The following is a 25,016-nucleotide window of genomic DNA, read 5'->3' as shown; positions in this document are numbered from 1 at the left end:
AGGCCTTAATCGTCAGGCTACCCGCCTCCGGGTGTGCCGGTAGCCTGGACGGTCACTCCCCTGCTGGTAGCTCGGCGTTGTGGTAGACGTTCTGAACATCGTCCAGATCATTGAGCATGTCCAGAAACTTCTCGAACATCAAAGCGTCGTCACCTTCCACCGGGGTACTGGTCTGGGGCAGGAACTGGATTTCATCAACATCGAACTCGAGCTCACCGAACGTGTCGATCAGTGATTGCCTGGCTTTGGCGTATTCGGTGTTGGGTGCAAAAACAGTAATCTTGCCGTCTTCATTTTCAATATCTGTGACGTCAACTTCGGCTATCATCAGGGCTTCCAGGGCAGCTTCTTCGTCATCACCCGGAAAGGCAAGTATCGCGCAGTGGTCAAACATATGGCTGACGCTGCCCGGGGTGCCGATCTTACATTTCGTTTTCGTGAAGCATTGGCGCACATCGCCAAAGGTCCGGTTCGGGTTATCGGTCAGGCAATCCACAATGACCATGCAATTGCCTGGGCCAAAACCTTCGTATCGGGCCGCCGAGAAGTCTTCACCGCCTCCCCCCCGGGCTTTGTCTATGGCTTTTTCAATTACGTGGGCGGGTACCTGATCTTTTTTGGCGCGGTCAATCAGGCCTCTCAGGGACAAGTTGCCGTCCGGATCTGTGCCCCCGGCTTTGGCACACATGTAAATTTCACGACCGTATTTGCTGTAGACCTTGGTCTTGGCGTTCGCGGTTTTGGCCATCGAATCTTTGCGGTTTTGGTAGGCTCTGCCCATTGCGATTTACTCGTCCATCGTCAGAAGTTGGCCGATTTTACACGCTGGGCATCCGGCAATCTATTCCCCTGTTTTCCGGGGTGAGGATAGCCATCTATAATCAGAGGCTCCTTAGTTCAATTGGCAACGGAAGGATAGGATTATGGCGGCATATCTGGTGGGACATATCAGGGTAAAACAGCCGGCCCTGTGGCAGAAGTATGTTTCCGGAGTGGGGAACTCTCTGGCGGGTCATGATGCAGAAGTGGTGTTCCGTGGACGACTGCAGAAGGTTCTTGCTGGCCATGATGAGCGGGACCAAGTGGTCATTATACGGTTTGCCGACCATACCGCCCTTGACAACTGGTTCGATTCTCCCGGTTACCAGTCGTTAATTGCTGTTCGAGATCAGGCAGCGGATGTTGTTATTACGAGTTATGAAGAATAAAGAATGTTATGCCTCCCAGGCGTTAAATTTGCTAACATCGGACAGTTTCCTGAGCCTCTAGTGCCCCGTCTGGCTAATTCGCAGTAGGTCAACGAATTAGCCAGACGGGGCACTCGTATAAGAGGAGCGTTGGTTTGGTAATTGGGTTGGCCAGAGCGCTTTTGCCCTGTAGATTTTCAGGGAGACCTATTCATTGACCATAGTTTGAAACAGGTTTTCCCTATCATGATTCGGGCTTTATGAAACGGTATCCCTCATTTATAGTCATTTTACTCGCACTGATTGGCCTTGGATTCTGTGCTGCGCTCAGCCGGGGTTTGTACCTGGAAGAAAACGAGGCGATCATCAAAGAATTTCATTCCGATGTGACCCAACTTGCTGCCGCCTTTGAGCGTGAGGTTTTACTCAACCTTGAAATCCTGTTTGCGCTCAAGACTGCAGTAGGAATCATCCCCGAGATGGACGCAGTGCTTTTTGAGAAGTTGACCAGTAGGGTGCTCGAACGCTCTCCGGCGATAGGGGCGCTTGCATGGGCGCCGTTAGTGAATCAGGAAAATCGAAATGAGTTTGAGCAACAACAGCAGGATTGGTACCCAGGATTCGTGTTGACCGGAATGTCCGATGGTGCACTGGCCTCACCTGAGGAAGAGCAACCATGGCTGGTCCCGGTGCAGTTCATTCAGCCAATTGCAGATAACCGGCCTGCAATTGGCTTCGATCTGTCCAGCGAGGAGAAGCGACGAGCCGCTTTGGTGACGTCAAGGGACACCGGTCGAATGGTCGCTACTGCCGCTATTAAGCTGGTACAAGAGTCAGCCGATCAGAAAGGCCTGCTGGTTTTTTCACCGTTGTATCGAGGAGACTCCGATACAACTTCGGAGGACCGGGCGTCACGCCATTACGGCTTTTTAAATGGCGTATTTCGAATAGGTGGACTGGTTAACCAATCCATCAGGATAGCCATTGACGGCAATATTCTTATTCAGATTGTAGATCGCACGGAGAGTAATCACGACGTAATTTATAGCACCGGTCGATCCAGTGATCCACCGTGGCTAAGAGACTTGGCATATGAGGTGCCGTTAGCTCCCGTCGCTGGCAGACAGTGGGTCGTTCAGGCCATGCCCGCTGAAGCCTTTGTGAGTGCAAGGCGTGGATATTTGCCCGCCCTTGTTATCGGCTTCGGGTTTTCCTTCATCGCCGTGCTGATGTTCTTTGCAGTGCGCAGCTTGCGGCAGAACGCAGAGCTGAATCTGGCCAAGCGTGAACTTGAAAAAATTTCACTTACCGACGCACTGACGGGCCTGGCTAATCGTCGGCACTTCGACTTGTACCTTGAGCAGGAGTGGGCAAGGGCCAAGCGTGATGACCATCCCATCGCAATGGTTATGCTGGATATTGATAGCTTTAAAGCTTTTAATGATGAGTATGGTCACCCGGCTGGAGACCAATGTCTGAGAGAGGTTGCCCATGCACTGGAGCAGGTGGTGCGACGACCCACAGATCTGGTTGCGCGTTATGGTGGTGAGGAGTTCGCGCTGGTGTTGCCAAATACCGAGAGTGCCGAGGCGGTGGCCGAGACGTGTCGGGCGGCTATTCAAGCACTTAATATTGTTAACGAATTTTCAGATGTAGCGCCGGTTATTACGATCAGTGCGGGTGTTCGTAGCCTGGTGCCCAGTTCGGGAACTTCGCCAGCATCGCTGATACAACAGGCTGATGAAGCGTTGTACATGGCGAAAGAAAGCGGCCGGAATAGAGTGGTGAACGCTGATCAGAGTGCTGATCAGAGTTCTCAGAAATATTAACACTTGGTAGCATGGCTATATCTTTAGTCAGATAGTTGCGATCATCCGCCACCGATTACAAACCGATTACAATACGGAGAGCGGTTGTTCATGAGTGAACAGGAGCGTCGCAGTGCAGATCAACCCTTCTCTCCAGCGCAGGATGAGCGCCTGAAGGCGCTAACTGCTGCCGGTGCTATTAATTTCCGCACCACGGCACCAATGATACTTGCCGTGCTGGCCTCGATCGTCTTCATTGATTGGGCACAATCTGTACTACTGCCTTTGGTTGCAAGTGTGCTGATCAGCTATTCTCTGGATCCACTGGTATCAACGCTAGATCGGATCAAAATCCCCCGGCCCATCAGTGCGGCTGTTGTACTCCTCGGTGTGATTGCACTGATGGTTTTGGCGATGATGCCACTGCAGCGCGAAGCCGTGGCCATGCTCGATAAGATTCCTACAGCTTTACATCAGTTTCAGAGCAAATCACCGGTGACACAGCGGATCGCTGATGAAAGCTTTATGAAGAAAGCCGAGGAGGCCGCCAAGCAGATTGAAGAAACCGCTAAAGAAGAATCGTCTGATGAAGATGAGGCATCCCGACCACAGGCCACGGCGGTCAGAATTGTAGAAGATCCCTTTAGTTTGCGGGATTATTTGCTGACAGGATCGGGAACCGCACTCGTTTTGTTCACGCAGTGTTTCTCGGCGCTCCTACTGGTTTATTTTCTGCTTTCAATTGGTTCACTTTATAAGCGCAAAATGGTTCGAATCTCCGGACCTTCCTTTACGAGAATGCGAAAAGCGGTCCGTATACTGAACGAATTCCACCAGCAGGTCCGGCGTTTTATATTTGTCATGTTGCTTGGGGCTGTGTTTGTCGGCTTTTTTACCTGGCTGGCGTTCTTCGTCATTGGGGTCGAGCAGGCTGTGCTTTGGGGCGTTGTTGCTGGTGTTGCCAGCGCCATTCCCTATTTGGGGCCTGTACTGGTATTGATCGGGACCGGTGCAGCAGCGTTTATTCAGTTCAGTGCACTTGATATGGCAATCATCGTGGGGGGCATTTCACTTGCGATTACCAGCATACAAGGCTATTTGCTGACACCCTGGCTGACCAGCAGGGTTTCGAGCCTCAACGCGGTCGCCATTTTCGTCGGCCTGCTGTTCTGGGGTTGGCTCTGGGGGCCGGTAGGCCTGATTGTCGCCACGCCGATCCTGATGATCATCAAGACCTTGTGTGATCATGTGGAAAATCTCAAGTCGGTGGGTGAATTGCTGGGGAAATGAACCCCAGCAGGTGATCAACATAATAACCCGTCAGTCAGCGCCGGTTCAGGCGTTTGCGTAGATGTCTTTATAGGTTTCACGGAGCTGGTTTTTCTGGACTTTACCCATGGTGTTACGGGGCAAGCTGTCCACGAAGAAAACTCGTTTGGGCTGCTTATACTTGGCCAAATGGCTTTTAAGAGCGGCGGTGACGTCAGCTTCGTCAATGCTGGCGTCGGGTTGCAGCACGATCACGGCGGTAACGCCTTCACCGAAATCCGGGTGAGGTACGCCTATTACCGCGGATTCCAACACTGCGTCCATATCATCAATGAGTTGTTCTACTTCCTTTGGATAGACGTTGAAGCCACCCGAAATAACCAGGTCCTTGTCACGGCCGACAATGTGAACGTAGCCGCGCTCGTCAATCATCCCGAGGTCGCCGGTGACGAAGAAACCGTCATCAAGCAGTTCGGCTCTGGTTTTCTCCGGCATCCGCCAGTACCCGATGAACACATTGGGCCCCCGCACCTCCAGCATGCCGATTTCGCCCTGAGGGAGGGGCTGGTGAGTGTCGGTCTCAGGGTTGGCGACCCGTAGCTCGACCCCCGGCAATGGCAGGCCCACTGTGCCAGCAATGCGGTCGCCCTCGTAGGGGTTGGAGGTGTTCATGTTGGTTTCAGTCATGCCGTAACGCTCAAGAATTGCGTGGCCCGTCCGCTTTTCGAATTCCCTGTGGGTTTCGGCTGTGAGCGGTGCAGAGCCGGAGGTAAACAACCGCATATGGCGAGTCAGTTCCGGGGTCAGGCGATCATCCTGCAGCAAACGGGTGTAGAAGGTCGGTACGCCCATCAGTGTGGTGCCAGTGCCGTCTGCCATCGCCTCAATCACGGTATCAACGTCAAACCGGGACAGAAACAACATGCTGGCACCGGACATCAGAATCACGTTGCAAGCGACAAACAGGCCATGGGTGTGGAAAATCGGCAGCGCGTGAATCAGCCGGTCAGCCTCGCTAAAACGCCAGGTTTCCATCAGGGTTTTGGCATTGGACCCCAGATTCCTGTGAGTAAGCATGGCCCCCTTCGAGCGCCCGGTCGTGCCGGAGGTATACAGGATGGCTGCCAGATCATTTTCAGCCCGTTCCTCGATCCTCTCAAAAGGCTCTGCGCTGGTCGCTGTCGCCATCAGCGAACCGTCGCCTGTGACGCCCAGCGTAGCCACCTGAGGGCAACCGGTGTCGGCGGCAATTTGGCGTGCATCTGCAATAGATTCAGGCCGACAGACAAATAATGCTGGCTCGGCATCGGCGAGAAAGTAGCCGATTTCGGCCGCGGTATAGCCGGTGTTCAGGGGCAGATACACACCGCCCATACGCAAACAGGCAAGATACAGCAGAATGGCCTCGGGGCTTTTATCCACCTGTACCGCGACCCGGTCTCCGGGTTTCACGCCAAGGGCAATCAGCCCACCCGCCAGACGGGCACTCAGGGACACCGCATCGGCGTAGGTGAAGTCGCGGCCTTCCGGAGTAACGATAAACGCGGACTGGTTGCGGGCATTCATTCGCCGGGCAAAGGTCTCAAACAGGTTGTGGTTCATTTTTCGGTTTCTCCCTTGAGCAATTTGCGGCCGCGTCGGCTCAGATCACGAACAGCGGAGGAGCACACGATGGTGCCATCGGTGGTGTACTGTTCATGGTTGCGTTCGATGTTGTCCAACACATACAGATAATTCACCATCAGCCCGGCGGACTGCTTCATACCCTTGCCGGACGTGTCACCCAACCAGTTGATGCGATGCAGCTCTGCGCCATTGCCGAGATGAAAGCGAGCCACCGGGTTGAGAGGCTCGCCTTTGGCGGTTTTCTCTTTCAGCAGGTAACGGGCAGCGAGAGGCTTAATGACGCTTCCCAGTCGCTCCCTCAGGGCTTCATTGCTGAACCATTCGGGATCGTTAAGGTGCTTGATTACTTCCTGGGCCTCGGGCTCAAGTAGGCCGATGTCGTCAAGGTACGTGCTTTCGAGCCAGCTTCGGAAAGCTGGCAGCGGGGAGAGGGTGACGAAATTTTTCAGGTTGGGGAGTTCCTGTTTGAGCTCTTTCACCACTTGCTTGAGGAGAAAATTGCCAAATGAAATACCTCGCAAGCCGACCTGACAGTTACTGATGCCAAAGAATGCGGCGGTGTCTGCCGACTCCGGGTCATCTATATCGTAGCGATCACTGGCGAGGATCGCCTGAATCTGATCCGGCAGACCTTTGGTCAAGGCGACCTCCACGAAGATCAGGGGTTCATCGCCGATGGCCGGATGGAAGAAGCCGAAACAGCGGCGATCCCTGGCGTCGAGGCGGCGGCGTAAATCGTCCCAGTCCTGAATTTTATGAACCGCTTCATACCGGATGATTTTTTCCAGGATGGTGGCGGGGGTGTTCCAGTCGATGCGTTTGAGTACCAGAAAGCCGCGATTGAACCAGGAACCGAACAGGTGAATAAAGTCGGAGTTAAGGGCCTTGGAGTCCGGGTGGTCCGCCATCAGCGCCAGCAGGTCCTCTCTCATTCGGACCAGCTCATAAGTGCCGCCGCTGGCCAGGTTCAGGCGTCGAAGCAATTCCTGGCGTAAGGGTTCACAGGCCTCGAACAGCGTTTCGAGGTTGTCGTTAGTGCGCTCCGTTTGGTAGGCGGCGTACGCAGCATCGATCTGCTCCGGTATGGCGGAGAACTTTAAAGCGAGCTGCTCAAAAAACAATCGCTTTTGCTGCTCGTCCAGCAACGCATAGATTTCCAGCACCCGGCTCGCCAGCGCAATACTGGAGGCCTCGCCATCACTTTGCAGCAGCGCCTGACAGGCTTCGGTCAAATGGCTGTGATCAAAGTGACTGTTTTTACCCAATCGGCCCTTAAGCAGGGATTCCCGTTGGGTAATATTATTAAACAGTTCCTGTAGAAAACTCATGTTCATAGTACTTCAACCTTTTATCAGGAACCCATAAGCAGGTCAGGTAACCAGGTGACAATGCCAGGGAAAATACATAGCAATACAATGGCCAGCACCATACACAAGGCGTAGGGCAGACTACCCAACAAAATGTCTCTCAGGGCAATGTCCGGCGCTATGCCTTTGATGATGAATAGATTAAGTCCCACCGGGGGCGTTATCAGACCGATTTCCAGGTTGATGGTAAGGATGACCGCAAACCAGTAAGGATCGAAATTGGCCGCCAGGATGATGGGCAACAGAATCGGGGCTGCCATGACAATAACGGCCACGGGCGGCAGAAAGAAGCCGGCCACGAGCAGGAACAGGTTGATAACACCCATCAGGACCCAGCGATTGACCTCAAGGTCGGCTATGGCCCCGGCTACGGTTTGAGTGATAAACAGAGAAGACAACGCAAACGCGAAAACTTCAGCGGTGGCGATGATCAGCATGATCATCACGCTTTCCCTCAGGGCATCCCGCATGATGAGGGTCACAGGTTTTACCTGCCACATACGGTAGACAATTATGGCGAGCGCCAGGCACAGAAACGCGCCCACGCCAGCAGCTTCTGAAGGGGTGGCAACGCCGCCGTAAAGCGCAAACAGTATCCCCATAACGACAATCAGGAACGGCAGCACTCGTACCAGCGCCTTCATGTTACCTTCGACATTGGCCTTGATATTGGCGGCAGCTTCCGCGACCGGGTTCGGGGTGTTGTAGCCACCGGCCATTTTGCAGGCGATTAACGTCCAGACCATGAACAGGCCCGCCAGCATCAGACCGGGGATGGCCCCTGCGATAAACAGCCGTCCGATCGAGGTTTCCGTTGAAATACCGTAGACAATCATGGTGACAGAAGGCGGAATGAGAATGCCCAGGGTACCGCCTGCCGCAATACAGCCTGCTGCGACACCGTCCGGATAACCGCGCTTGCGCATTTCCGGAATGCCCAGCTTACCAATGGCGGCACTGGTGGCCGGCGAAGATCCCGACAGCGCAGCAAAGATCGAACAAGCTGCGATATTGGAAATGGCGAGGCCGCCGGGTAACTTGCCCATCCAGAGATCAAGAGATCGGTAAAGATCACGACCGGTCGGAGAAGAGGCCACCGCCGCGCCCATTAAAATGAACATCGGAATGGCGACAAAACCAAAAGAAGCCACGTTGCCAAAAAAGGTCTCACCGAAATAAATAAGTTCACCCATACCCCTGTCGAGGACCAGGGCGCCCAGGGAAACGGCCCCGAGAGCAAACGCGATGGGTGTGCCGATGGCCATAAGGACCAGAAGTGCGATAACAACCAAAATGCCACTGGTAACGGGATCCATACTCAAGACTCCCCACGAAGAATTTCAGCCACGTATTGCAGCGACAGTTGGCTGATGCCTATGGCCATTGGCAGCACCGCCGGCCAGAGCACCGGATTCCATGCGGTGCCAGTGGTCCAGCCCATGCTGAAGGCCTCGTAAACGTAGTACCAGGAGCCGTAAGCGAGGGCCAGGCAGAAGCCAAGGCCGACCAGATGGGCGGCAAGTTGCATGATGCGTTTGGGCAACCCACTGAGAGAGTCTGGTAAGACGGTGACTGCCACGTGGCCACCGGTTTTCAGTACATAAGGTGTACCGAGCAGCATCGCAGCGGTAATAGCAAAAGTAGTGAACTCGGTCTGCCAGACGGTGCTTTCAACAAGGACATAACGAACAAACACCATGTGGACCACGGCCAGAACGCCGAGCGCGAGCAGGGTTGCGGCCAGTAGGGCAGTGGCGACAGAGAGCGTATCCATGCACCGGATATAATTGCCGATCATGCTGCGTTCTGAGGTTTTGGAAACATCATAGGGTTGGGACATGCGGACCCCCGGGAAGCCATCTGGTCAACGTACAGTCTGGTAGAGACGCACTCTGGCGGTTGGAAAAGGCCGGAGCCGAAGCTCCGGCAATAGGAGGGCTGTTCTTACTTCACTTGCTCTTACTCAACTGCCAGAGCGGCATCAATGAGTGCCTGTCCGTTTGGCACGTTCTCCGCGAAGGTTTTGTAAGCACTCTTCTGGGCGATATCGAGCCAGGCGTTGTAGTTTTCTGACGTCATATTGACGACTTCAACGCCGTTTTCCTTGAATACGTCGATCATCTTCTGATCAAGTCCTGCAGCCTCTTCGGCAAAGTAGGCTTCGGCTTTTTCACCGGCGGCTGTAAGCGCTGCCTGCTGCTCTTCGTTGAGTTTGTCCCAGCTTTGCTCGGAGATCAGAATCGGCTCATACATAAACCACAGCGCGTTCTCACCGGGGGCCATCAGGCAGGTGACCTGCTCGTAGATGCGGTAAGACACGAACGAGCCTGAGGAGGTATTGGCCCCATCGAGCACGCCGGTCTGCATGGCGGTGTATATCTCGGAGGACGGCATAGAGGCGATTGACGCGCCAGCAGTGGCCAACATTTCGTCAAAGGCGGGGCCCGCTGCGCGCAGGGTTTGACCTGACACCGTGTCAGGACCGGTGATGCAGCGTTCACTGGAAGCGAACCCACCTGCCAGCCAGGCATCCGCCAGTACCCGGGCGCCAGCATCATTGATCACCTTTTTGATCATGTCCATGAATTCGGAATCATTCAGGCGCTGGGCCCGTTCGTGATTGCGGACCAGACCGGGCATCAAAGTCGCAGAGAACTCGGGGTGGCGTCCGCTGGCATAGTCAAGAGGCAGGGCGGTCATGTCCAGACGCCCACGAACCAAAGCGCCCCACTGCTCGCCAGCTTTGAACAGGGACTGACCAGGGTAAACCTGGATTTCGAGATCGACATCGGCCGCGTTGACTTCTTTCGCCATCAGTTGGACCATTTCGTCCCGGACGTCGCCTTTGCCTCCGGGGAACTGGTGTGAAGCGCGTAGTACGGTTTCTGCGGAAGCGGCGCTGATCATGGCGAGGGATAGGCCAGCAGCGGCCGCTATCTTGAGGACAGGATGTTTCATTGTGGTCTTCTCCGAACGTTTTGTTGTTGTGTAATATTCATCAGAAAGACTGATGTATATATCAATAGCGCTTGTATATACTTGTGTCAATCTGTATCGACAAAAGTATGCTATGTATTTTGGCATTTGGTCAGCGGGTTCTAACCGAGGGAGTAGTCGTGAAGCGTTCTAACACACAGAAACTCAAGGATGCCCTTGAAGACGACATTATTAATGGTCGCCTGATGCCTGGTGCCCGGCTTGACCCGGAAGAACTGGCGCTTAAATTCGGGGTCTCGCGTACGCCGATCCGGGAGGCAATTCAGCAATTGGCTGTCAGTGGCCTGGTGACGGTGGAGCCCAAGAAAGGCACGTTCGTGGCCAAGGTTGGTATAGAGCAGCTCATTGAAATGTTCGAGGTGATGGCGGAGCTGGAAAGCATGTGTGGGCGGTTGGCGGCTCGCCGCATCAGCGCGGTTGAGCTTGAGAATCTCGCAACCGCTCTGGCACGTTGTGAGGAAGCCATCAAACAGGGTGATTCCGACGAGTACTATTACGAGAATGAGGACTTCCATAACTGTATCTACCGGGCGAGCCATAATGCCTTTCTGGCCGAAGAAACCCGACAGCTCAAGCAGCGCCTGAAACCCTACCGGCGCCTGCAACTGCAAGTGCGCCAGCGGATGGTGAATTCGATGCAGGAGCATCGTGAGATCTTTAGTGCAATCGAGTCAGGAGATGCGGCCGTGGCCGAAGACCGCCTGCGGCAGCATGTCTTGATACAGGGGGAGCGCTTCAGCGATTTTGCTTCCAGTGTGAAGAAGTTCTCGCTACAGGCTGAAAAAGCGGTTGAGGAAGCCAAAGGATGACGTCGGTTCACCAGCCCTCGACGACCTCTAACCTGGTGCTTATCGGGATGCCGGGTTCCGGTAAGAGTACAGTAGGTGTTCTGTTGGCAAAACACCTGGCTCTGGGGTTTGTAGACACCGATCTGTTGATCCAGGCGGCGGAAGCCTGCACCTTGCAATCCATCGTTGACGATCACGGATACAAGGTGCTCCGAGGGATTGAGGAGAGGGAATTGCAAGCATTGACGCTGCAGCACCACGTCATCGCCACCGGAGGCAGCGCCGTCTACAGCACCAAGGCAATGGCACATTTGAAGACGAGCAGCACCATTGTATTTCTCAAAGTGACGCTGGAGACCGTAGAGCAACGAATTGGCGATTTCAGTCTGCGGGGGATATCAAAGCGGGAAGATCAGTCTCTCGCAGAGCTGTTTGCCGAGCGGCATGAGCTTTATTCCCGCTCTGCGGACATCGTTATTGCCTGCGATGGTCTGAGCCATGAGCAGGTCTGTAATCAGATTCTTGAGGCGTTGGAAAGCCTCTGAAAATCAGAAGAGACACGGGAGTTGTTCAAAGTCTCTCCGTGAACGCGCCAGCCTCTCAGGCCAGCTTCGGAACGCGCTTCATGCCCCTGAGAAGTGCTTTTTCAAGGGCTGAATGAATCAGCGCGCCGGTGAAGGGAATGACCTCTTCGAAGGAAATGGTGTAGTGGATTTCAGTCTGACCTGCAAGGGTTTCCGAAAAGCGGATACGCCCCTGATGGTGTCTGATCGGACTCAGGCTGGTAATGGTGTATTCAATCAGACTATCAGGCTCGAACCCGGTTACGGTCTCCTCCAGAGCGATCGGCCCGATACCGATCTTGCGAACTGAGCCAAGGCCATTCGGGTCGGCTTCGTCACTGTCTTTGATGCGCTTTACCGGAGCGCCCAACAAATTGCCAAATCGCACGTGATCGGAAAATAACGCAAAAACCTTTTCTCGCGGAACATCAAAAGTGTCTTCGATCTGAATGATATAGGTCGCCATAATGGTGCCTTGTGTGGATGCCTGCTCTGATTCATTAATGAACAGCCTATCGAGTTATGGATAACAAAAAAAGCGGTCTTGTCTGCTTCGCCAATTCTGGTCTTTCAGCCCAGGGTATACCCGTTTCAGTGTCGGCTGGTGTGACGATAGTCGGTTGGCGACAGGCCCATCACCTTTTTGAACAGTCGCGAAAAATAATAATTGTCATCGTAGCCGAGCTGAGTGCTGATCTGGGTAAACGATTGGTCAGTGGTGTCCAGCATCTGGCAAGCATGCTCCACCTTGAGGTGCAGGAAGTGCTGAATCGGGGACACGCCGGTCAGCTCGCGATAACGGGTTGCGAAGTGCGTAGCAGACAGGCCAGTGAGGTCTGCCAACTGGCTGAGGCTGACCCGTTCATCAAGATGTTCCCGCATAAAATTGTGGATGACGTCCAGGTCGGGCTGTTGCGATCGATCGGATTCTCCCATGCAGAGGGGGATCGCAGCTAGCAATTGGCGCAACCGATTCGCCACATGCACTAGCCCCGGGGTCCGGAAACCGGTCTGTTGTACTGATAATAAACCGTTGAAGTCCACCAGCAAGCGGGGCTGCCGACCCAGGTGGAGAATCCGGACGCCATCCGTAAATCCCATGTGTCGGCGGAAATCAGCTGCCAGTGGACCGGTGTAATGTATCCAATGGATTGTCCAGGGGTTGTCCGGTACCGCCGTGTAGCGGTGCGAAGCCCCTGCAGGTATCAGCACCAGATCGCCCGCTTTGACCAGGCAGGGTTCGTCTTCAATACTGAGGAACGCCTCGCCTTCAGTGCACAGGATCAAAAGCTCATCATTATGTTTTTCACGATGCATGTGATGGCCTGCTGCCCGCCGATAGTGGCCGAAGGCGAGCGGATACAGATCCCGTGTCAGCGGATGCCGGGACAGAGTCCTGATGACGGGGTCCGGGATGACGTAACGGATGCTGTCCGTCGGCACCGGCCATTGCGAGGTTTTTGTCATTGAATACGCAAGTCTTGTTTTGATTTCGAAAGATAATCCATCACGGACGAAATTTAGTCAATCATGACGCGGTGTGGTCATGTGCTAGGATCTAGGAAAGCCTGAGGGCAATGCCCCCGAATGACCACTACAACAATGCTAGGGAACCCATTATGAAAACTGTACCCCTCTATATTGGCGGCGAGTTCGTCGAAAGCCAGACTGACCAGTGGATTGACGTCACCAACCCGGCCACCAACGAAGTGATTGCCCGTGCACCCTGCACGACCGATGCGGAAATGCGCCGTGCGATTGACTTCGCTGGCGAGGTTTTCAAGTCCTGGAAAGAAACACCGGTATCCGAGCGTGCCCGTGTGATGATGCGTTACCAGGCCCTGCTCAAAGAGCACCATGACGACATTGCCGAAATTCTGTCCCAGGAAACCGGCAAGACATTTGAAGATGCAAAAGGCGACGTCTGGCGCGGTATTGAAGTGGTCGAGCATGCAGCCAACATCCCCTCCCTGATGATGGGCGAGACGGTTGAGAACGTTGCCCGTGAAATTGATACTTATTCCTATATTCAGCCCCTGGGTGTCTGCGCTGGCATTACGCCGTTTAATTTCCCAGCCATGATTCCGCTGTGGATGTTCCCGATGGCGATTGCCTGTGGTAACACGTTTATCCTGAAGCCATCAGAGCAGGACCCGTTAACACCGACTCGCCTGGCGGAATTGTTTGAAGAGGCTGGGGCACCAAAAGGCGTGCTGCAAGTCGTCCACGGCGGTAAGGAGCAGGTCGATATCCTGCTGACCGACCCCGCCATCAAAGCGGTCTCTTTCGTGGGTTCTGTTCCGGTGGGTCGTTACATCTACGAAACCGGCACCAAGAACATGAAGCGGGTACAAAGCTTCGCTGGCGCCAAGAACCACATGGTTATCCTGCCGGATGCCGACAAGCAGCAAGTCGTCAACGCCCTGGTGGGGGCTTCCGTAGGCGCTGCTGGTCAACGCTGCATGGCCATTTCGGTTGCTGTCTTTGTGGGTGAGGCCCAGGAATGGATTCCTGATGTTAAAGAGGCACTGGCGGCTGTTAAACCCGGCGCCTGGGACGACAAGGGTGCCAGCTATGGCCCGGTCATCAGCCCGCAGGCCAAGAAGCGCGTGGAATCCCTGATCGCCCAGGGCGAAGCTGAAGGGGCGAAACTGCTGCTGGATGGCCGTGGCTGTGAAGTGCCTGGCTTGCCTGACGGCAACTGGGTTGGCCCGACATTGTTCTCCGGTGTCAAGCCGGAAATGGAGGTCTACAAAGAAGAAATATTTGGCCCGGTTCTGGCCTGCATGGAAGTAGACACCTTTGGTGATGCCATTGAACTGGTCAATAACAGCCCCTATGGCAACGGTACCTCCCTGTATACCAGTTCCGGCGGTGCGGCCCGTCGTTATCAGCATGAGATCGAAGTCGGTCAGGTAGGTATCAATGTGCCCATTCCTGTACCCCTGCCGTTTTTCTCCTTCACCGGTTGGAAAGGCTCTTTCTACGGTGACCAACACGCCTACGGCAAGCAGGCGGTCCGTTTCTACACCGAAACCAAGACCATCACTGCGCGCTGGTTCGCCAAAGACGCGATCGCGGAAACCAACTTCTCCATCCGTATGCGGTAAGGGGAGCTACCATGAACTTCGATCTGACCGAGGACCAGTTAGCATTCCGGGACGCTGCCAGAGCCTTTGCTGAGAAGGCCATGGCGCCCCACGCTGCACAATGGGATGCGGAACACGAATTCCCGGTGGATATGATTCGGGAAGCCGGAGAGATGGGGTTCTGTGGTATCTATACGCCGGAAGCTCAGGGCGGCATGGGGCTTTCCCGGCTCGATACCACCGTGATTGTTGAAGAGCTGGCGGCGGCTTGTCCCTCCACGGCGGCCTATATCACCATTCATAACATGGCGACCTGGATGGTCGCCATGTTCGGCAATACCCACGTGCAGGACACCATTGCGCCACGTATGGCCAGCGGTGAGTGGTTGGGCTCATACTGCCTGACCGAACCTGGCGCGGGTTCTGATGCCGGTAATCTGCGCACCAAAGCTGAGCTGGACGGGGACGATTACATCCTGAATGGCAGCAAGGTGTTTATCTCCGGTGCTGGCAGTACCCAGGTGCTGGTGGTAATGGCCCGGACGGGTGCTCCGGACAGTGGCGCCAAGGGTATCAGTGCTTTTGCGGTGCCAGCGGACAGCGACGGCATTCATTACGGCAAAGCAGAAGAGAAAATGGGGTGGAACAGCCAGCCCACTCGGCAGATTACCTTTGAAAACGTGCGGGTACCCTCGAAAAACCGCCTGGGCGAAGAAGGCGACGGTTTCAAGATTGCCATGAAAGGTCTTGATGGCGGTCGCCTGAACATCGCGACCTGCTCCCTGGGTGGCGCCCAGGCGGCGTTGTTGCGAAGCCGCAATTACATGCATGAACGCGAGCAGTTCGGGCAGCCTTTGGCGGGCTTCCAGGCGTTGCAGTTCAAGCTCGCGGACATGGCTACGAATCTGGTGGCGGCGCGTCAGATGGTTCGCCTTGGGGCCTACAGCCTCGACCAGCGCAACACTGAAGCCACCATGTTGTGTGCGATGGCAAAGCGGTTCGCCACTGACGCCTGTTTCGAAGTGTGTAACGACGCACTGCAACTCCACGGAGGGTATGGCTATATCCGGGAATATCCACTTGAGCGTTATGTACGAGACCTGAGGGTACATCAGATTCTGGAAGGCACCAACGAAATCATGCGGCTGATTGTTGCCCGCCGACTGTTGGAACCGGGGGTTGTTGAAGCCATTCAGTAGTCCCCGGAACAGTAGCTGACAAAACAAGAGAGAATCCTATGAGCGACCTGATTCAACTGGAAAAACGCGACCATATCGCGATTATCACCATCAATAATCCCCCGGCGAATACCTGGACACTGGATTCGCTGCATGCCCTTACTGAAACTGTCGAGGCCCTCAACGCCGACGATAATATTTTTGCTCTGGTGGTTACTGGCCAGGGTGAAAAGTTCTTTTCCGCTGGTGCGGACCTCAAAAGCTTTGCCGATGGCGATGCCGGTAAAGCCAACGTCATGGCCCAGGCCTTCGGCAAGGCGTTCGACGCACTGACCCGTTTTCGTGGTGTATCCATTGCGGCCATTAATGGTTACGCCATGGGCGGTGGGCTGGAGTGCGCCTTGTCCTGCGACATGCGTATTGCCGAGGAACAGGCCCAGATGGCGCTGCCGGAGGCCAGTGTTGGATTACTACCGTGTGCTGGCGGCACCCAGAATCTGCCCTGGCTGGTGGGCGAGGGCTGGGCCAAACGCATGATCCTATGTGGCGAGCGCATCAAGGCAGACCGCGCTCAGGCCATCGGACTGGTAGAAGAGGTCGTTGCTACCGGCACAGCCCTGGACAAGGCGCTTGAGCTGGCAGCCATGGCCTGTAAACAGAGCCCGTCTTCAACGGCCCGGTGCAAGTCGCTGGTGATGAGTGCCCGCGAGGGTCGCAGTCATACTGATGGTTGGCGCATGGAGCGTGAGCTGTTCATTGAGTTGTTCGACACTGAAGATCAGCGCGAGGGTGTCAATGCGTTTCTGGAGAAACGTGCGCCCCAGTGGAAGAATCGATAAGGAAAACAGGGCAAGCCTATGACTGACCAATCTGTAGTTTTTGAAGAGCTCTCTATAAACGATGGAGGCCGCATCGGTGTCGCGCGTCTGAACGTGCCGCGGGCCATGAACGCGCTGTCACTGGACATGATTCACCTGCTCAAAGACCGTCTTGATGACTGGGCGAAAGATCGCGAAATCAAGGCCGTTTGGCTGGAAGGTGAGGGTGACAAGGCCCTGTGTGCAGGGGGTGACATTGTCGCGCTTTATCGTGACATGACCGAGCCTCGTTCTGATCATCGCACCCCCAGTGTGGGCGAGCAGTTCTTCACCGACGAGTATGAGCTGGATTACCTCATCCATACCTACCCCAAACCGTTTATTGTCTGGGGTAACGGTATTGTTATGGGAGGTGGTCTCGGTTTAATGGCAGGTGCCTCTCACCGAATCGTAACCGAACAATCGAAGATTGCGATGCCGGAAATCAGCATCGGACTCTATCCGGATGTAGGGGCGGGCTGGTTCCTTAGCCGGATGCCAGGACGCACCGGGTTGTTCCTAGGTTTGACCGGAGCACGAATGAATGGAGCCGATGCGCTGTTTGGAGGGTTGGCGGACCGTTTCATTTGCCATGAACGCCGTCTCGAAGTAAAGGCTGCTCTGCAACAGGCGAATTTTCGAAATGGAGCTGATAAAGCCATAAATGAGGTGCTCAGACGGTTTGAAGGGGAGTCTCATGAAAGGCTGCCAGAATCGGTTGTTCGCAAGCATTTCGATGTTATCCAGTCGATAACAGATGGGGACACCTTGATCGATGTCGTGAATAATCTGGCTCTTATGCAGAGCGACGACCCGTGGCTCGTTAAGGCGGCTAAAACTGTGGAGGCAGCGTCCCCGACATCGCTGTCGATTCAATGGAAGCATTACCACGATACACCCCGTGACAGCCTGGCGGATGTGTTCCGAAAAGAACGCAGGCTTTCAATTCATTGCCTTAAAAAAGGCGAGTTCGCAGAGGGTGTCCGGGCGCTGCTCATAGATAAAGACCTGAAACCGCGCTGGCAATATCCGACTCTTGCCAGTATTGACCCGATGTGGGTGGACGAGTTTTTTCTGAAAACCTGATCTGAACCCTTCAGCCCTGAATACCGAAAACGGAGAACAATAATCATGGCGAATATTACATTTATCGGACTTGGGAACATGGGCGGGCCGATGGCCTCCAATCTGCTCAAAGCTGGACATGCTGTTACGGTGTTTGATCTATCCGAAGACGCAGTACGCACACTGGTGGGTGAAGGTGCCAAGAGTGCTGCCAGTGCCGAGGAAGCAGCGCGCTCAGCCGAATGTGTGATTACCATGCTGCCGGCGGGTAAGCACGTCGAGTCGGTGTACCTGGGTGATAACGGCCTGCTGGCAAGCCTGTCGTCCAAAACGCTGGTTATTGACTCATCCACCATTGCGCCGGAAACTGCCCGTAAAGTGGCCGACGCTGCGGTTGAAAAGAATATTGCGTTCATGGATGCGCCGGTGTCTGGCGGTGTTGGAGGTGCAAAAGCCGGTGCTCTGACGTTTATTTGTGGCGGTGAAAAAGCAGCCTTTGATCAGGCCAAGCCGATTCTTGAGAGTATGGGAAAGAACATTTTCCACGCGGGGCCCCATGGCGCTGGCCAGACTGCGAAGATCTGCAATAACATGTTGTTGGCGATTCTCATGAGCGGCACGAGCGAAGCATTGGCGCTGGGTGTGAAAAACGGTCTTGATCCCGCCGTGCTGTCTGAAATAATGAAACAGAGTTCAGGTGGAAACTGGGCGCTGAACGTATACAATCCCTGGCCGGGTGTTATGGAGGCAGCGCCAGCATCTCGCGAGTACCAGGGTGGTTTCCTGGTTGACCTGATGAATAAGGATCTGGGCCTGGCAATGGACAATGCTGTGCAGAATCACGCTGCTGTTCCTATGGGCTCCTTGGCGCGCAATCTGTTCGAGTTGCACGCATCGCAAGGTCATGGCGCACTGGACTTCTCCAGCATCCAGCGCTTTTATTACCATCAACCAAGCTGAATTTTCGCGGCTGATCAGTGAGCGGCGACTCCATTTATAGATAGAGAAGGCCGCTCAGAACCCATGGAAGATCATCCCAATACTGATCAGAATACCGATGACGGGACCCCAGCCAATAAGCACCAGAACCACCGGCTTCAGGTCCCGTCGGATATCATAACTCCGCTGTATGGACTATTTGCGCTGGGGGTTCTGTATACCCTATACCTGGCTCATGAAATTATTCTGCCTATTATTCTGGCCTTCCTGACCAGCCTGCTATTGTCCCCGCTGGTGAAAAAGGCCTACCACCGGTTCGGTATTCCAAGGGTAATCACCTCGCTGGTGCTTATCCTGTTGCTGGTGGCGGCGCTGGCAGGACTGGGGTGGACGGTCGCCAAGCCCGTCACGGAATGGGCCGGTAAAGCGCCGGAAGGCATTTCAAAGCTGCTGGTGGGCGAAAGCGCGTTCAAAAAGCAGATCGAGAAAGTGACTGAGTCTGCAGCCAAAGTTGAAGAGTCCGTTGAAGAACTCTCGGACAGCGATGGCGCCGGAACTGAAACTACCAGTACGGTCGTTTTGCAGACCGACTCATGGCGTACGAAACTGTTTAACAAGGTGAAAAATGGTCTGGCTGGCCTCGCTCTCGCCTTGGCGCTGACTTATTTCCTGCTGGTTAGCGGTGATCGTCTGGTTCAGAATTTTGTGCGCCAGTTGCCGCGGGGACAGCGGCGTAACGCTCTGCATATTGTCCGTGACGCCCAACACGAAATTGCCCGGTATCTCGCGGTTATTGGACTCAGTAACCTGTTCGTCGGGATTGCTACCGGCTTGCTCGCCTGGGCCGTAGGGCTGCCATCTCCTGCCGTGTGGGGGTTGGTCGCAGGGTTGGCGCGGTTTATCCCTTATCTCGGGGTAATACTGACCATCTCCCTGTTGGCGGTGGTGTCTGCCACCAGTCTTGATGAACTCTGGAAGATGGCCATAGCGCCGGTAGGATACCTGGGCCTGACAGCGATAATCGGCTTTTTTCTGGAGCCCTATATTCATGGTTTCCGTATGGCGATCAATCCCGTCGTCATTTTCGTGTCGATCTTTTTCTGGGGTTGGCTCTGGGGCCCAGTGGGCGTTTTGCTCGCGGTTCCGCTGACAACGGTCATTCAGGTGGTGTTGAAGCAGATACCCCGGCTCAAGCCAGTGTATCGGGTCATTGCGCGCTAAGGAACTGACGTAGAGCAAAAAATGACCTATCCTGAGCTGATATTCGATGGCACAGGAGCAGGCATGCGATGATTGCGAAGAATGTGAGGTCTCGCGAATTCAAGCGGTGTGGAGTCTGGTGTGATAAAACAACTGTTTAGCTACCAGAATCATGAACGTATGCGCGCCGTTGAGCTGGTCGACATGCAGTCCGGCGGAGATGTCAGTCGTATAGTCACCAGGGGGGTCAGCCACCTACCGGGGGGTTCGGTACTTGAGCAAATGCGCTATATACAGAAGTATGGCGATGGCTTCCGCCGTTGGCTCCTGAATGAACCCTATGGTGATCCGTTCATGTCAATCGACCTGATCGTGCCGCCGGATAATCCGAAAGCCCAGGCCGGTTATATTATCATGGAAGCGATGGGGTACCCCCTGTATTCCGGCTCCAATACGATCTGCACCGCCACTGCGATTCTTGAAAATGGCATCGTCCCCATGGAGGATGGCGAGCAATTGCTGATTCTGGAATCTCCAGCGGGCCTTGCCTATATCAACGCCCACAACCGAAATGGGCGGGTTGAATCCATTACCACCCGCAGTGAACCAGCGTTTGTTTATGCGCAAGACCTGGTCGCGGACGTGCCAGGCTTTGGTCGAGTGCCTTTTGATCTGGTCTGGAGCGGGGCCTACTTTGCCATGGTGGACGCCAGCGCCCTCGGATTCGGGTTGGTATCGGATGAGATGCCCGCTATGGCAGCCTTCGGTCGGGCATTTGTCGAGGCTGCACGCCCGGCAGTGACTCAGGACCATCCGACTCTGGGCCACGTCGGCCCACTGCCGTTTGCACATTTGATGGGACCGGTGGCGCGCACGGATAATGGGGGTTGTCGTTCCCGTTCAGCGACCTATGTCCACCCCGGTGTGATCTGCCGTAGCCCAACCGGCACGGGTACATCTGCCCGATTAGCGTTGATGTATCACCGGGGCGAAATACGGGACGGTCAACGTCTCGAAACGATATCGCCACGGGGCAGCATGTTCACCGGCACCGTTCTTGGTCCTGCCCAGGTTGGCTCCTATCGCGGTATGAACAGCGAAATAACGGGCCGGGCCTGGACCATTGCGCGCTCAGAAGTGCTATTGGATCTGGATGATCCGATGGTGGATGTGTCTGACCTGGAAGGCGTGCTCAATTCTCATCAAGTGTAGCGTCCGTGGCTCCCGCTCCAGAGTTCCCGTGCCTGAAGGTTCCCGGAACTGTTTTTCTCCCACCCGTTCGAACTATTGGTCTACCGATGTGGCATTAAAGTTGCGTTCAGAAGATGACTGACACAGGCAGGAAGCCGGATCAGGAAATCTCCCCTCCTGCGCTCCTGTTCAGTGCATACGCCGGTAAACACGTGACCAATGAGGATTTAATCATGATGACCAAGGAACTGATGACCGCAAAAATACTGGAAGCCAAGGCCACCAAAGGCATTAGCTGGGAGGCACTGGCGGAATCCATCGGGATGTCGCCGGTATGGACAACATCTGCCTGCCTCGGGATGAACAGCATGAGCGAAGACAAAGCCTTCATGGCCTGTGAAACCCTCGGTCTGGATAAGACCGTGGCAGAAACCCTGCAACTGTGCCCCTATAAAACCTGGAATCAGGCGGTGCCGCAGGACCCGCTGGTATACCGGATCTACGAAGTGGTAGGTGTATACGGAGATACCCTGAAAGAATTGATTCACGAAAAGTTTGGTGACGGCATCATGAGTGCCATCGATTTCACCATGACGGTCGACAAGGAAGAAAACCCGAAAGGCGACCGCGTGGTGGTTACCATGAACGGTAAGTTTCTGCCATACAAAGCCTGGTAGGTAAGCGACACAGAGTCTCAGCTTTCACTGGTGCTGGTCGTCCCGACATGGGCGCCAGCGTTGTTGTATCCGTCGTCTGAAGCCGAGTCTGTGCAATTATTGTGGGCGAGCAGCCGTATGATACATAGATGTGTAGCGGGTATTGGAATTGGATACGTTTTGTCACTGACATTCAGCGCTAAACGAGTAATCATGGTTTTGTTGGCAAAAATGAACAAACTGACTGACCTTAAACGCCAGCGGATCGTATTAACAATGGTAAGGTTTGCGACATTTTCCGATTTAAAGCGAACCACCACGAACTCCAGTGAATGAGGAAACTCGAATGTCCATCCGTTCAGGCTGCAAGAATCCTACTGTGCCGTTTGCCAGCCTCAGCACTCTGGCAGTTACTTTGTTTATGGCGTCTGCCCCTGCAGCAGTAGCGGATGAAAAGCTCTACATTTTCACCGAAAACTACCCTCCCTATAACGCCTCGACAACCGGTCAGGGCTTTGCTCATAACGAAGAAGACATAACTGGTATCTGTACCGATATGGTCAAGGCGATGATGGCCAACGTGGATTATGAATACATCATGAAGATGCGAGCCTGGAGCCGGGCTTACGATTGGGTCCAGGGCCGCGAGAACCACGCCCTGTTCTGCACCGCGCGCACCGATGAGCGTGAAGATCAGTTCCAGTGGGTGGGGCCATTGGCGCCTATCAAGTGGACTTTATTTGCTGCGCCGGACTCCAATATCACCATCAGCTCCCTGGCTGAAGCCAAGCAATACCAGATTGCCGGTTACAAGGGCGACGTAATGTCTGATTACCTCGTCAGTGAGGGCTTTAATGTCACCATGAGCGTGGCCGGGGACCAGAATCCGCGCCGCTTGGCTCTGGGTCAGGCTGATCTTTGGGTAACCGATGGTCTTGTCGGTCCGTTGGTCGCGGAGGAAGAGCACGATATTACCGGCCTCAAGCCGGTGCTGGTGTTCCGGGAAACCCCGATGTACCTGGCCGTCAGCAACCAGACCGATCCGGCCATCGTGGAAGATCTTCAGCGTGGGCTGGATAAAGCAAAGGCGGACGGGGACATTGAGGCCATCGTGAAGCGCTATCGGCCTTGATGTCGGTGTACAGAGCCCTCCTCGTGGTGGCACACCTGACCCAGAGCCTGCCTGGGGATCAATCTTTATATTGCTAACCCCGATAACCGATCTCTATATTCTGAAGCTGTTTAAGCCGGACTAGGTTAGCGCAAGACGATCTTAGAAGGCTGCCGGAAGTTGATCAAATAGTAGTCTTCGCCTTCTATACTGTGAGTGAGGTAACGTTCATCTACTCTGCGCCAGCAGTGGAGGTCAGCTATGAAACGATTATTTTATCTCGTGGATTCCATAGACAGCGTGCAGGATATATCCGACGATCTGCATGAAAAGGGCATCACCAACTGGCGATTTCATATCATCAGTAAGGATGAGGCGGGCCTTTACACCCACCACTTGCACGGTGCCTCGGTGTTGGACCGCACAGATCTGGTGAGATTCGTGGAGCGGGGCGCGTTGATCGGAGCAGTGTTCGGGCTCGCTTTCGTTTTACCCATGGCCATGTTCAGCGACCTGGCCTGGCCGACCCTTGCCTGGGTCGCGATGTTCGTCTTCGCTATCGTTGCGGGAGCGTGGCTTGGGGGTTTCGGCGGTATCTCCAGCGAAAATTACCGGATTCGGCGCTTTCACAAGGATATTGATACGGGGCGGTACCTGGTTATGGTGGATACGCCAAAAGCTCATGTCGCCGAGATGAAAGCGTTAATGACCAAGAACCATCCGGAAGCAGAGCTGCAGGGGGAGTCATCCAGTTTCAACAATCCTTTTGCGGGTACGGACGGCAAGGTTCACGTGGTGTAATGGTCTGGTCACCTCAAGTCAGCACCTCGGCCATGGCAACAATAGAGCGAGCGACATCGGGCAGTTTTTTGCCCTGACTCATGGCGAGCTGCCTTAGCAGCTTGTGGGCTTCATCATTCGAAACCTGACGGTGATTCATTAGAAGCTGCACAGCCTTTTCCTGGGTTTTCCTGTCCTCCAGTGCTTCCTTCGCGGCCTTTAATTCATCACTCATTTGCTGCAGCCGTTGCGCTTGCTGCTGGACGAGATCGAAGATAGAGCGACCGAAGCGCTGGCTGACACCTTCACTCTGAACGGCAGCTGCGTGGGGGTCTTCTGGTTGTGGGCCACAAACTACAAGCATGGGTTCCGGTGTGTGGTCATGCTGGTCCAGCGAGGCGATCAGGGTTTCCTGGTGGGCCAGTGAGTTTTTCGCGCCCGTGTATTTTTCAATACAGCGGGTATGGAAATGGGATTCCAGGCTGTCTTCAATGGACTTGAGTTCATCGATGCGCTGGGACATCAGCTCGAACCAATGGTCAGCCAAGTCCGGATCAAGGTCTTTGTAGCGACCAATGGAACATCCCAGTTGGCGGAGCCGTTCAACTTCATCTTCCCGCTTGCTGGCATTGGCGTGACGCCAGAGCGCGAGAGAGTGGGGGTCGGCAAAGTTGGCAAACACCTCAAAACACCGATTCTGTGCCTCAATAAGGTGCGCCATGCGCTGGGAAAGTGCGTCGTCAAAGCGCCCCCGGGAAAAACCCGCAGACCCGACCGCACGCTCCTGCCCGGCCAGCTCTTTACCGTGCATGAGGTTGAACATGGCCACCAGAATACCCGCAATCGTTGGGTCGACTGCGTCATTAGCAGCCTCAAACACCACGGCCAGTAACATCTGAATGCTGTCACTGTAAGCGCTAATAGCATGCTCTGAACTGATATCAAGTTTGCTCACGCGCAGGCGTCGAGACTCCAGGCCAGAAAGGTCATGCAGCACACAAGCTATATGATTCAGCAGCCGACTGCTGCCCGGGTGCACGGAAATCTCATTGTAGATATCGTGCAAGGCCTGCTCAAAATGCTGACGTTCGAGATTCGAGGCGGAGATATAATCAAGTCTCTGGCCCTTGAAGCGTTTACCCGCTGACCCGATAAAAATATTGGAAGCGCCCCGTTCTCTTTGCAGCGCGTGAATCAGATTGCTGATGCACAGCACCAGACGCCCCATCTGGAGAAAATAGGCCAGACTCTGGAGTTCACACTTTTTTGATGCAATGAGGTAATCCGCAGCCTTGGGGTGAGGTAATGGCTCAGCATAAGATTTTGCACGCATGCAGTGCTCTCC

24 protein-coding genes are annotated in these 25,016 nt (G+C 54.6%); 15 read left to right on the top strand and 9 right to left on the bottom strand.

The features are described 5' to 3' along the window. Positions 1-52: 52 nt before the first annotated feature. Positions 53-781, bottom strand: a complete 729-nt coding sequence (locus tag WEB64_RS11110; protein WP_368061379.1) for a YebC/PmpR family DNA-binding transcriptional regulator — start codon at positions 779-781, stop codon at positions 53-55. 142 nt (positions 782-923) lie between these two features. On the opposite strand from WEB64_RS11110, the gene WEB64_RS11105 reads away from it, so the two are divergent. From WEB64_RS11105 to WEB64_RS11095, 3 genes are all read left to right on the top strand, one after another. Further along, positions 924-1,208, top strand: a complete 285-nt coding sequence (locus WEB64_RS11105; RefSeq protein WP_368061380.1) for a DUF1330 domain-containing protein — start codon at positions 924-926, stop codon at positions 1,206-1,208. A 239-nt stretch (positions 1,209-1,447) separates the two neighbouring features. Beyond that, entirely contained in the window at positions 1,448-3,016 is a 1,569-nt protein-coding gene (locus WEB64_RS11100; protein WP_368061381.1) for a diguanylate cyclase, read from the top strand. A 90-nt stretch (positions 3,017-3,106) separates the two neighbouring features. Then, positions 3,107-4,285: an AI-2E family transporter gene (locus WEB64_RS11095; protein ID WP_368061382.1), complete on the top strand. Its 1,179-nt coding sequence runs from the start codon at positions 3,107-3,109 to the stop codon at positions 4,283-4,285. 45 nt (positions 4,286-4,330) lie between these two features. On the opposite strand, the gene WEB64_RS11090 is transcribed toward WEB64_RS11095, so the two are convergent. From WEB64_RS11090 to dctP, 5 genes are all read right to left on the bottom strand, one after another. Beyond that, positions 4,331-5,866 (bottom strand): malonyl-CoA synthase, encoded by a 1,536-nt coding sequence (locus tag WEB64_RS11090; RefSeq protein ID WP_368061383.1) that lies wholly within the window; start codon positions 5,864-5,866, stop codon positions 4,331-4,333. After that, a complete protein-coding gene (locus WEB64_RS11085) occupies positions 5,863-7,218 on the bottom strand; it encodes a malonyl-CoA decarboxylase (protein WP_368065601.1) in 1,356 nt (451 codons plus the stop codon). The genes WEB64_RS11090 and WEB64_RS11085 overlap by 4 nt, the downstream gene beginning before the upstream one ends. A 23-nt stretch (positions 7,219-7,241) precedes the next feature. After that, positions 7,242-8,573: a TRAP transporter large permease gene (locus WEB64_RS11080; protein WP_368061385.1), complete on the bottom strand. Its 1,332-nt coding sequence runs from the start codon at positions 8,571-8,573 to the stop codon at positions 7,242-7,244. A 2-nt stretch (positions 8,574-8,575) separates the two neighbouring features. Further along, positions 8,576-9,097 carry a TRAP transporter small permease subunit gene (locus tag WEB64_RS11075; RefSeq protein ID WP_368061386.1) on the bottom strand — a complete coding sequence of 174 codons (522 nt, stop codon included), beginning with the start codon at positions 9,095-9,097 and terminating at the stop codon, positions 8,576-8,578. A gap of 119 nt (positions 9,098-9,216) precedes the next feature. After that, entirely contained in the window at positions 9,217-10,215 is a 999-nt protein-coding gene (gene dctP, locus WEB64_RS11070; protein ID WP_368061387.1) for a TRAP transporter substrate-binding protein DctP, read from the bottom strand. Positions 10,216-10,373: 158 nt separating this feature from the next. Between dctP and WEB64_RS11065 the strand changes: the two genes are divergently transcribed. Both WEB64_RS11065 and WEB64_RS11060 read left to right on the top strand, forming a co-directional pair. Continuing rightward, positions 10,374-11,063 (top strand): GntR family transcriptional regulator, encoded by a 690-nt coding sequence (locus tag WEB64_RS11065; protein ID WP_368061388.1) that lies wholly within the window; start codon positions 10,374-10,376, stop codon positions 11,061-11,063. Further along, a complete protein-coding gene (locus WEB64_RS11060; RefSeq protein ID WP_368061389.1) occupies positions 11,060-11,587 on the top strand; it encodes a shikimate kinase in 528 nt (175 codons plus the stop codon). Before WEB64_RS11065 ends, WEB64_RS11060 begins: the two co-directional genes overlap by 4 nt. A 55-nt stretch (positions 11,588-11,642) precedes the next feature. Here WEB64_RS11060 and WEB64_RS11055 read toward each other — a convergent pair whose 3' ends face one another. Both WEB64_RS11055 and WEB64_RS11050 read right to left on the bottom strand, forming a co-directional pair. Beyond that, positions 11,643-12,071, bottom strand: coding sequence for an SRPBCC family protein (locus WEB64_RS11055; protein WP_368061390.1), 429 nt, complete (start codon positions 12,069-12,071; stop codon positions 11,643-11,645). Between the two features lie 125 nt (positions 12,072-12,196). Beyond that, positions 12,197-13,072, bottom strand: coding sequence for an AraC family transcriptional regulator (locus WEB64_RS11050; RefSeq protein WP_368061391.1), 876 nt, complete (start codon positions 13,070-13,072; stop codon positions 12,197-12,199). Positions 13,073-13,224: 152 nt separating this feature from the next. Between WEB64_RS11050 and WEB64_RS11045 the strand changes: the two genes are divergently transcribed. The 10 genes from WEB64_RS11045 to WEB64_RS11000 all read left to right on the top strand — a co-directional run bounded on the left by WEB64_RS11045 (position 13,225) and on the right by WEB64_RS11000 (position 23,692). After that, positions 13,225-14,715, top strand: a complete 1,491-nt coding sequence (locus WEB64_RS11045; RefSeq protein ID WP_368061392.1) for a CoA-acylating methylmalonate-semialdehyde dehydrogenase — start codon at positions 13,225-13,227, stop codon at positions 14,713-14,715. Positions 14,716-14,726: 11 nt separating this feature from the next. Next, complete coding sequence (locus tag WEB64_RS11040) at positions 14,727-15,893, top strand: acyl-CoA dehydrogenase family protein (protein ID WP_368061393.1); 1,167 nt, start codon at positions 14,727-14,729, stop codon at positions 15,891-15,893. Positions 15,894-15,931: 38 nt separating this feature from the next. After that, positions 15,932-16,711: an enoyl-CoA hydratase gene (locus WEB64_RS11035; protein ID WP_368061394.1), complete on the top strand. Its 780-nt coding sequence runs from the start codon at positions 15,932-15,934 to the stop codon at positions 16,709-16,711. Between the two features lie 18 nt (positions 16,712-16,729). Further along, complete coding sequence (locus WEB64_RS11030; protein WP_368061395.1) at positions 16,730-17,815, top strand: enoyl-CoA hydratase/isomerase family protein; 1,086 nt, start codon at positions 16,730-16,732, stop codon at positions 17,813-17,815. 45 nt (positions 17,816-17,860) lie between these two features. After that, the gene (gene mmsB, locus WEB64_RS11025; RefSeq protein WP_368061396.1) at positions 17,861-18,754 is read left to right on the top strand and encodes a 3-hydroxyisobutyrate dehydrogenase; all 894 of its coding nucleotides are present in this window, start codon (positions 17,861-17,863) and stop codon (positions 18,752-18,754) included. A 63-nt stretch (positions 18,755-18,817) separates the two neighbouring features. Continuing rightward, positions 18,818-19,954 (top strand): AI-2E family transporter, encoded by a 1,137-nt coding sequence (locus tag WEB64_RS11020; protein WP_368061397.1) that lies wholly within the window; start codon positions 18,818-18,820, stop codon positions 19,952-19,954. A 120-nt stretch (positions 19,955-20,074) separates the two neighbouring features. Beyond that, a complete protein-coding gene (locus WEB64_RS11015; RefSeq protein WP_368061398.1) occupies positions 20,075-21,145 on the top strand; it encodes a proline racemase family protein in 1,071 nt (356 codons plus the stop codon). Between the two features lie 212 nt (positions 21,146-21,357). Next, positions 21,358-21,801: a cyanase gene (gene cynS, locus WEB64_RS11010; protein ID WP_368061399.1), complete on the top strand. Its 444-nt coding sequence runs from the start codon at positions 21,358-21,360 to the stop codon at positions 21,799-21,801. Positions 21,802-22,126: 325 nt separating this feature from the next. Further along, a complete protein-coding gene (locus WEB64_RS11005) occupies positions 22,127-22,912 on the top strand; it encodes a substrate-binding periplasmic protein (RefSeq protein WP_368061400.1) in 786 nt (261 codons plus the stop codon). A gap of 240 nt (positions 22,913-23,152) precedes the next feature. Beyond that, the gene (locus WEB64_RS11000) at positions 23,153-23,692 is read left to right on the top strand and encodes a hypothetical protein (RefSeq protein WP_368061401.1); all 540 of its coding nucleotides are present in this window, start codon (positions 23,153-23,155) and stop codon (positions 23,690-23,692) included. A gap of 13 nt (positions 23,693-23,705) precedes the next feature. Here WEB64_RS11000 and WEB64_RS10995 read toward each other — a convergent pair whose 3' ends face one another. Beyond that, positions 23,706-25,004 (bottom strand): nitrate- and nitrite sensing domain-containing protein, encoded by a 1,299-nt coding sequence (locus tag WEB64_RS10995; protein ID WP_368061402.1) that lies wholly within the window; start codon positions 25,002-25,004, stop codon positions 23,706-23,708. Between the last annotated feature and the right edge of the window lie 12 nt (positions 25,005-25,016).

This window comes from Marinobacter sp. (assembly GCF_040882185.1).
Lineage (GTDB): Bacteria > Pseudomonadota > Gammaproteobacteria > Pseudomonadales > Oleiphilaceae > Marinobacter.
This window is presented reverse-complemented; position numbering and strand designations above follow the sequence as displayed.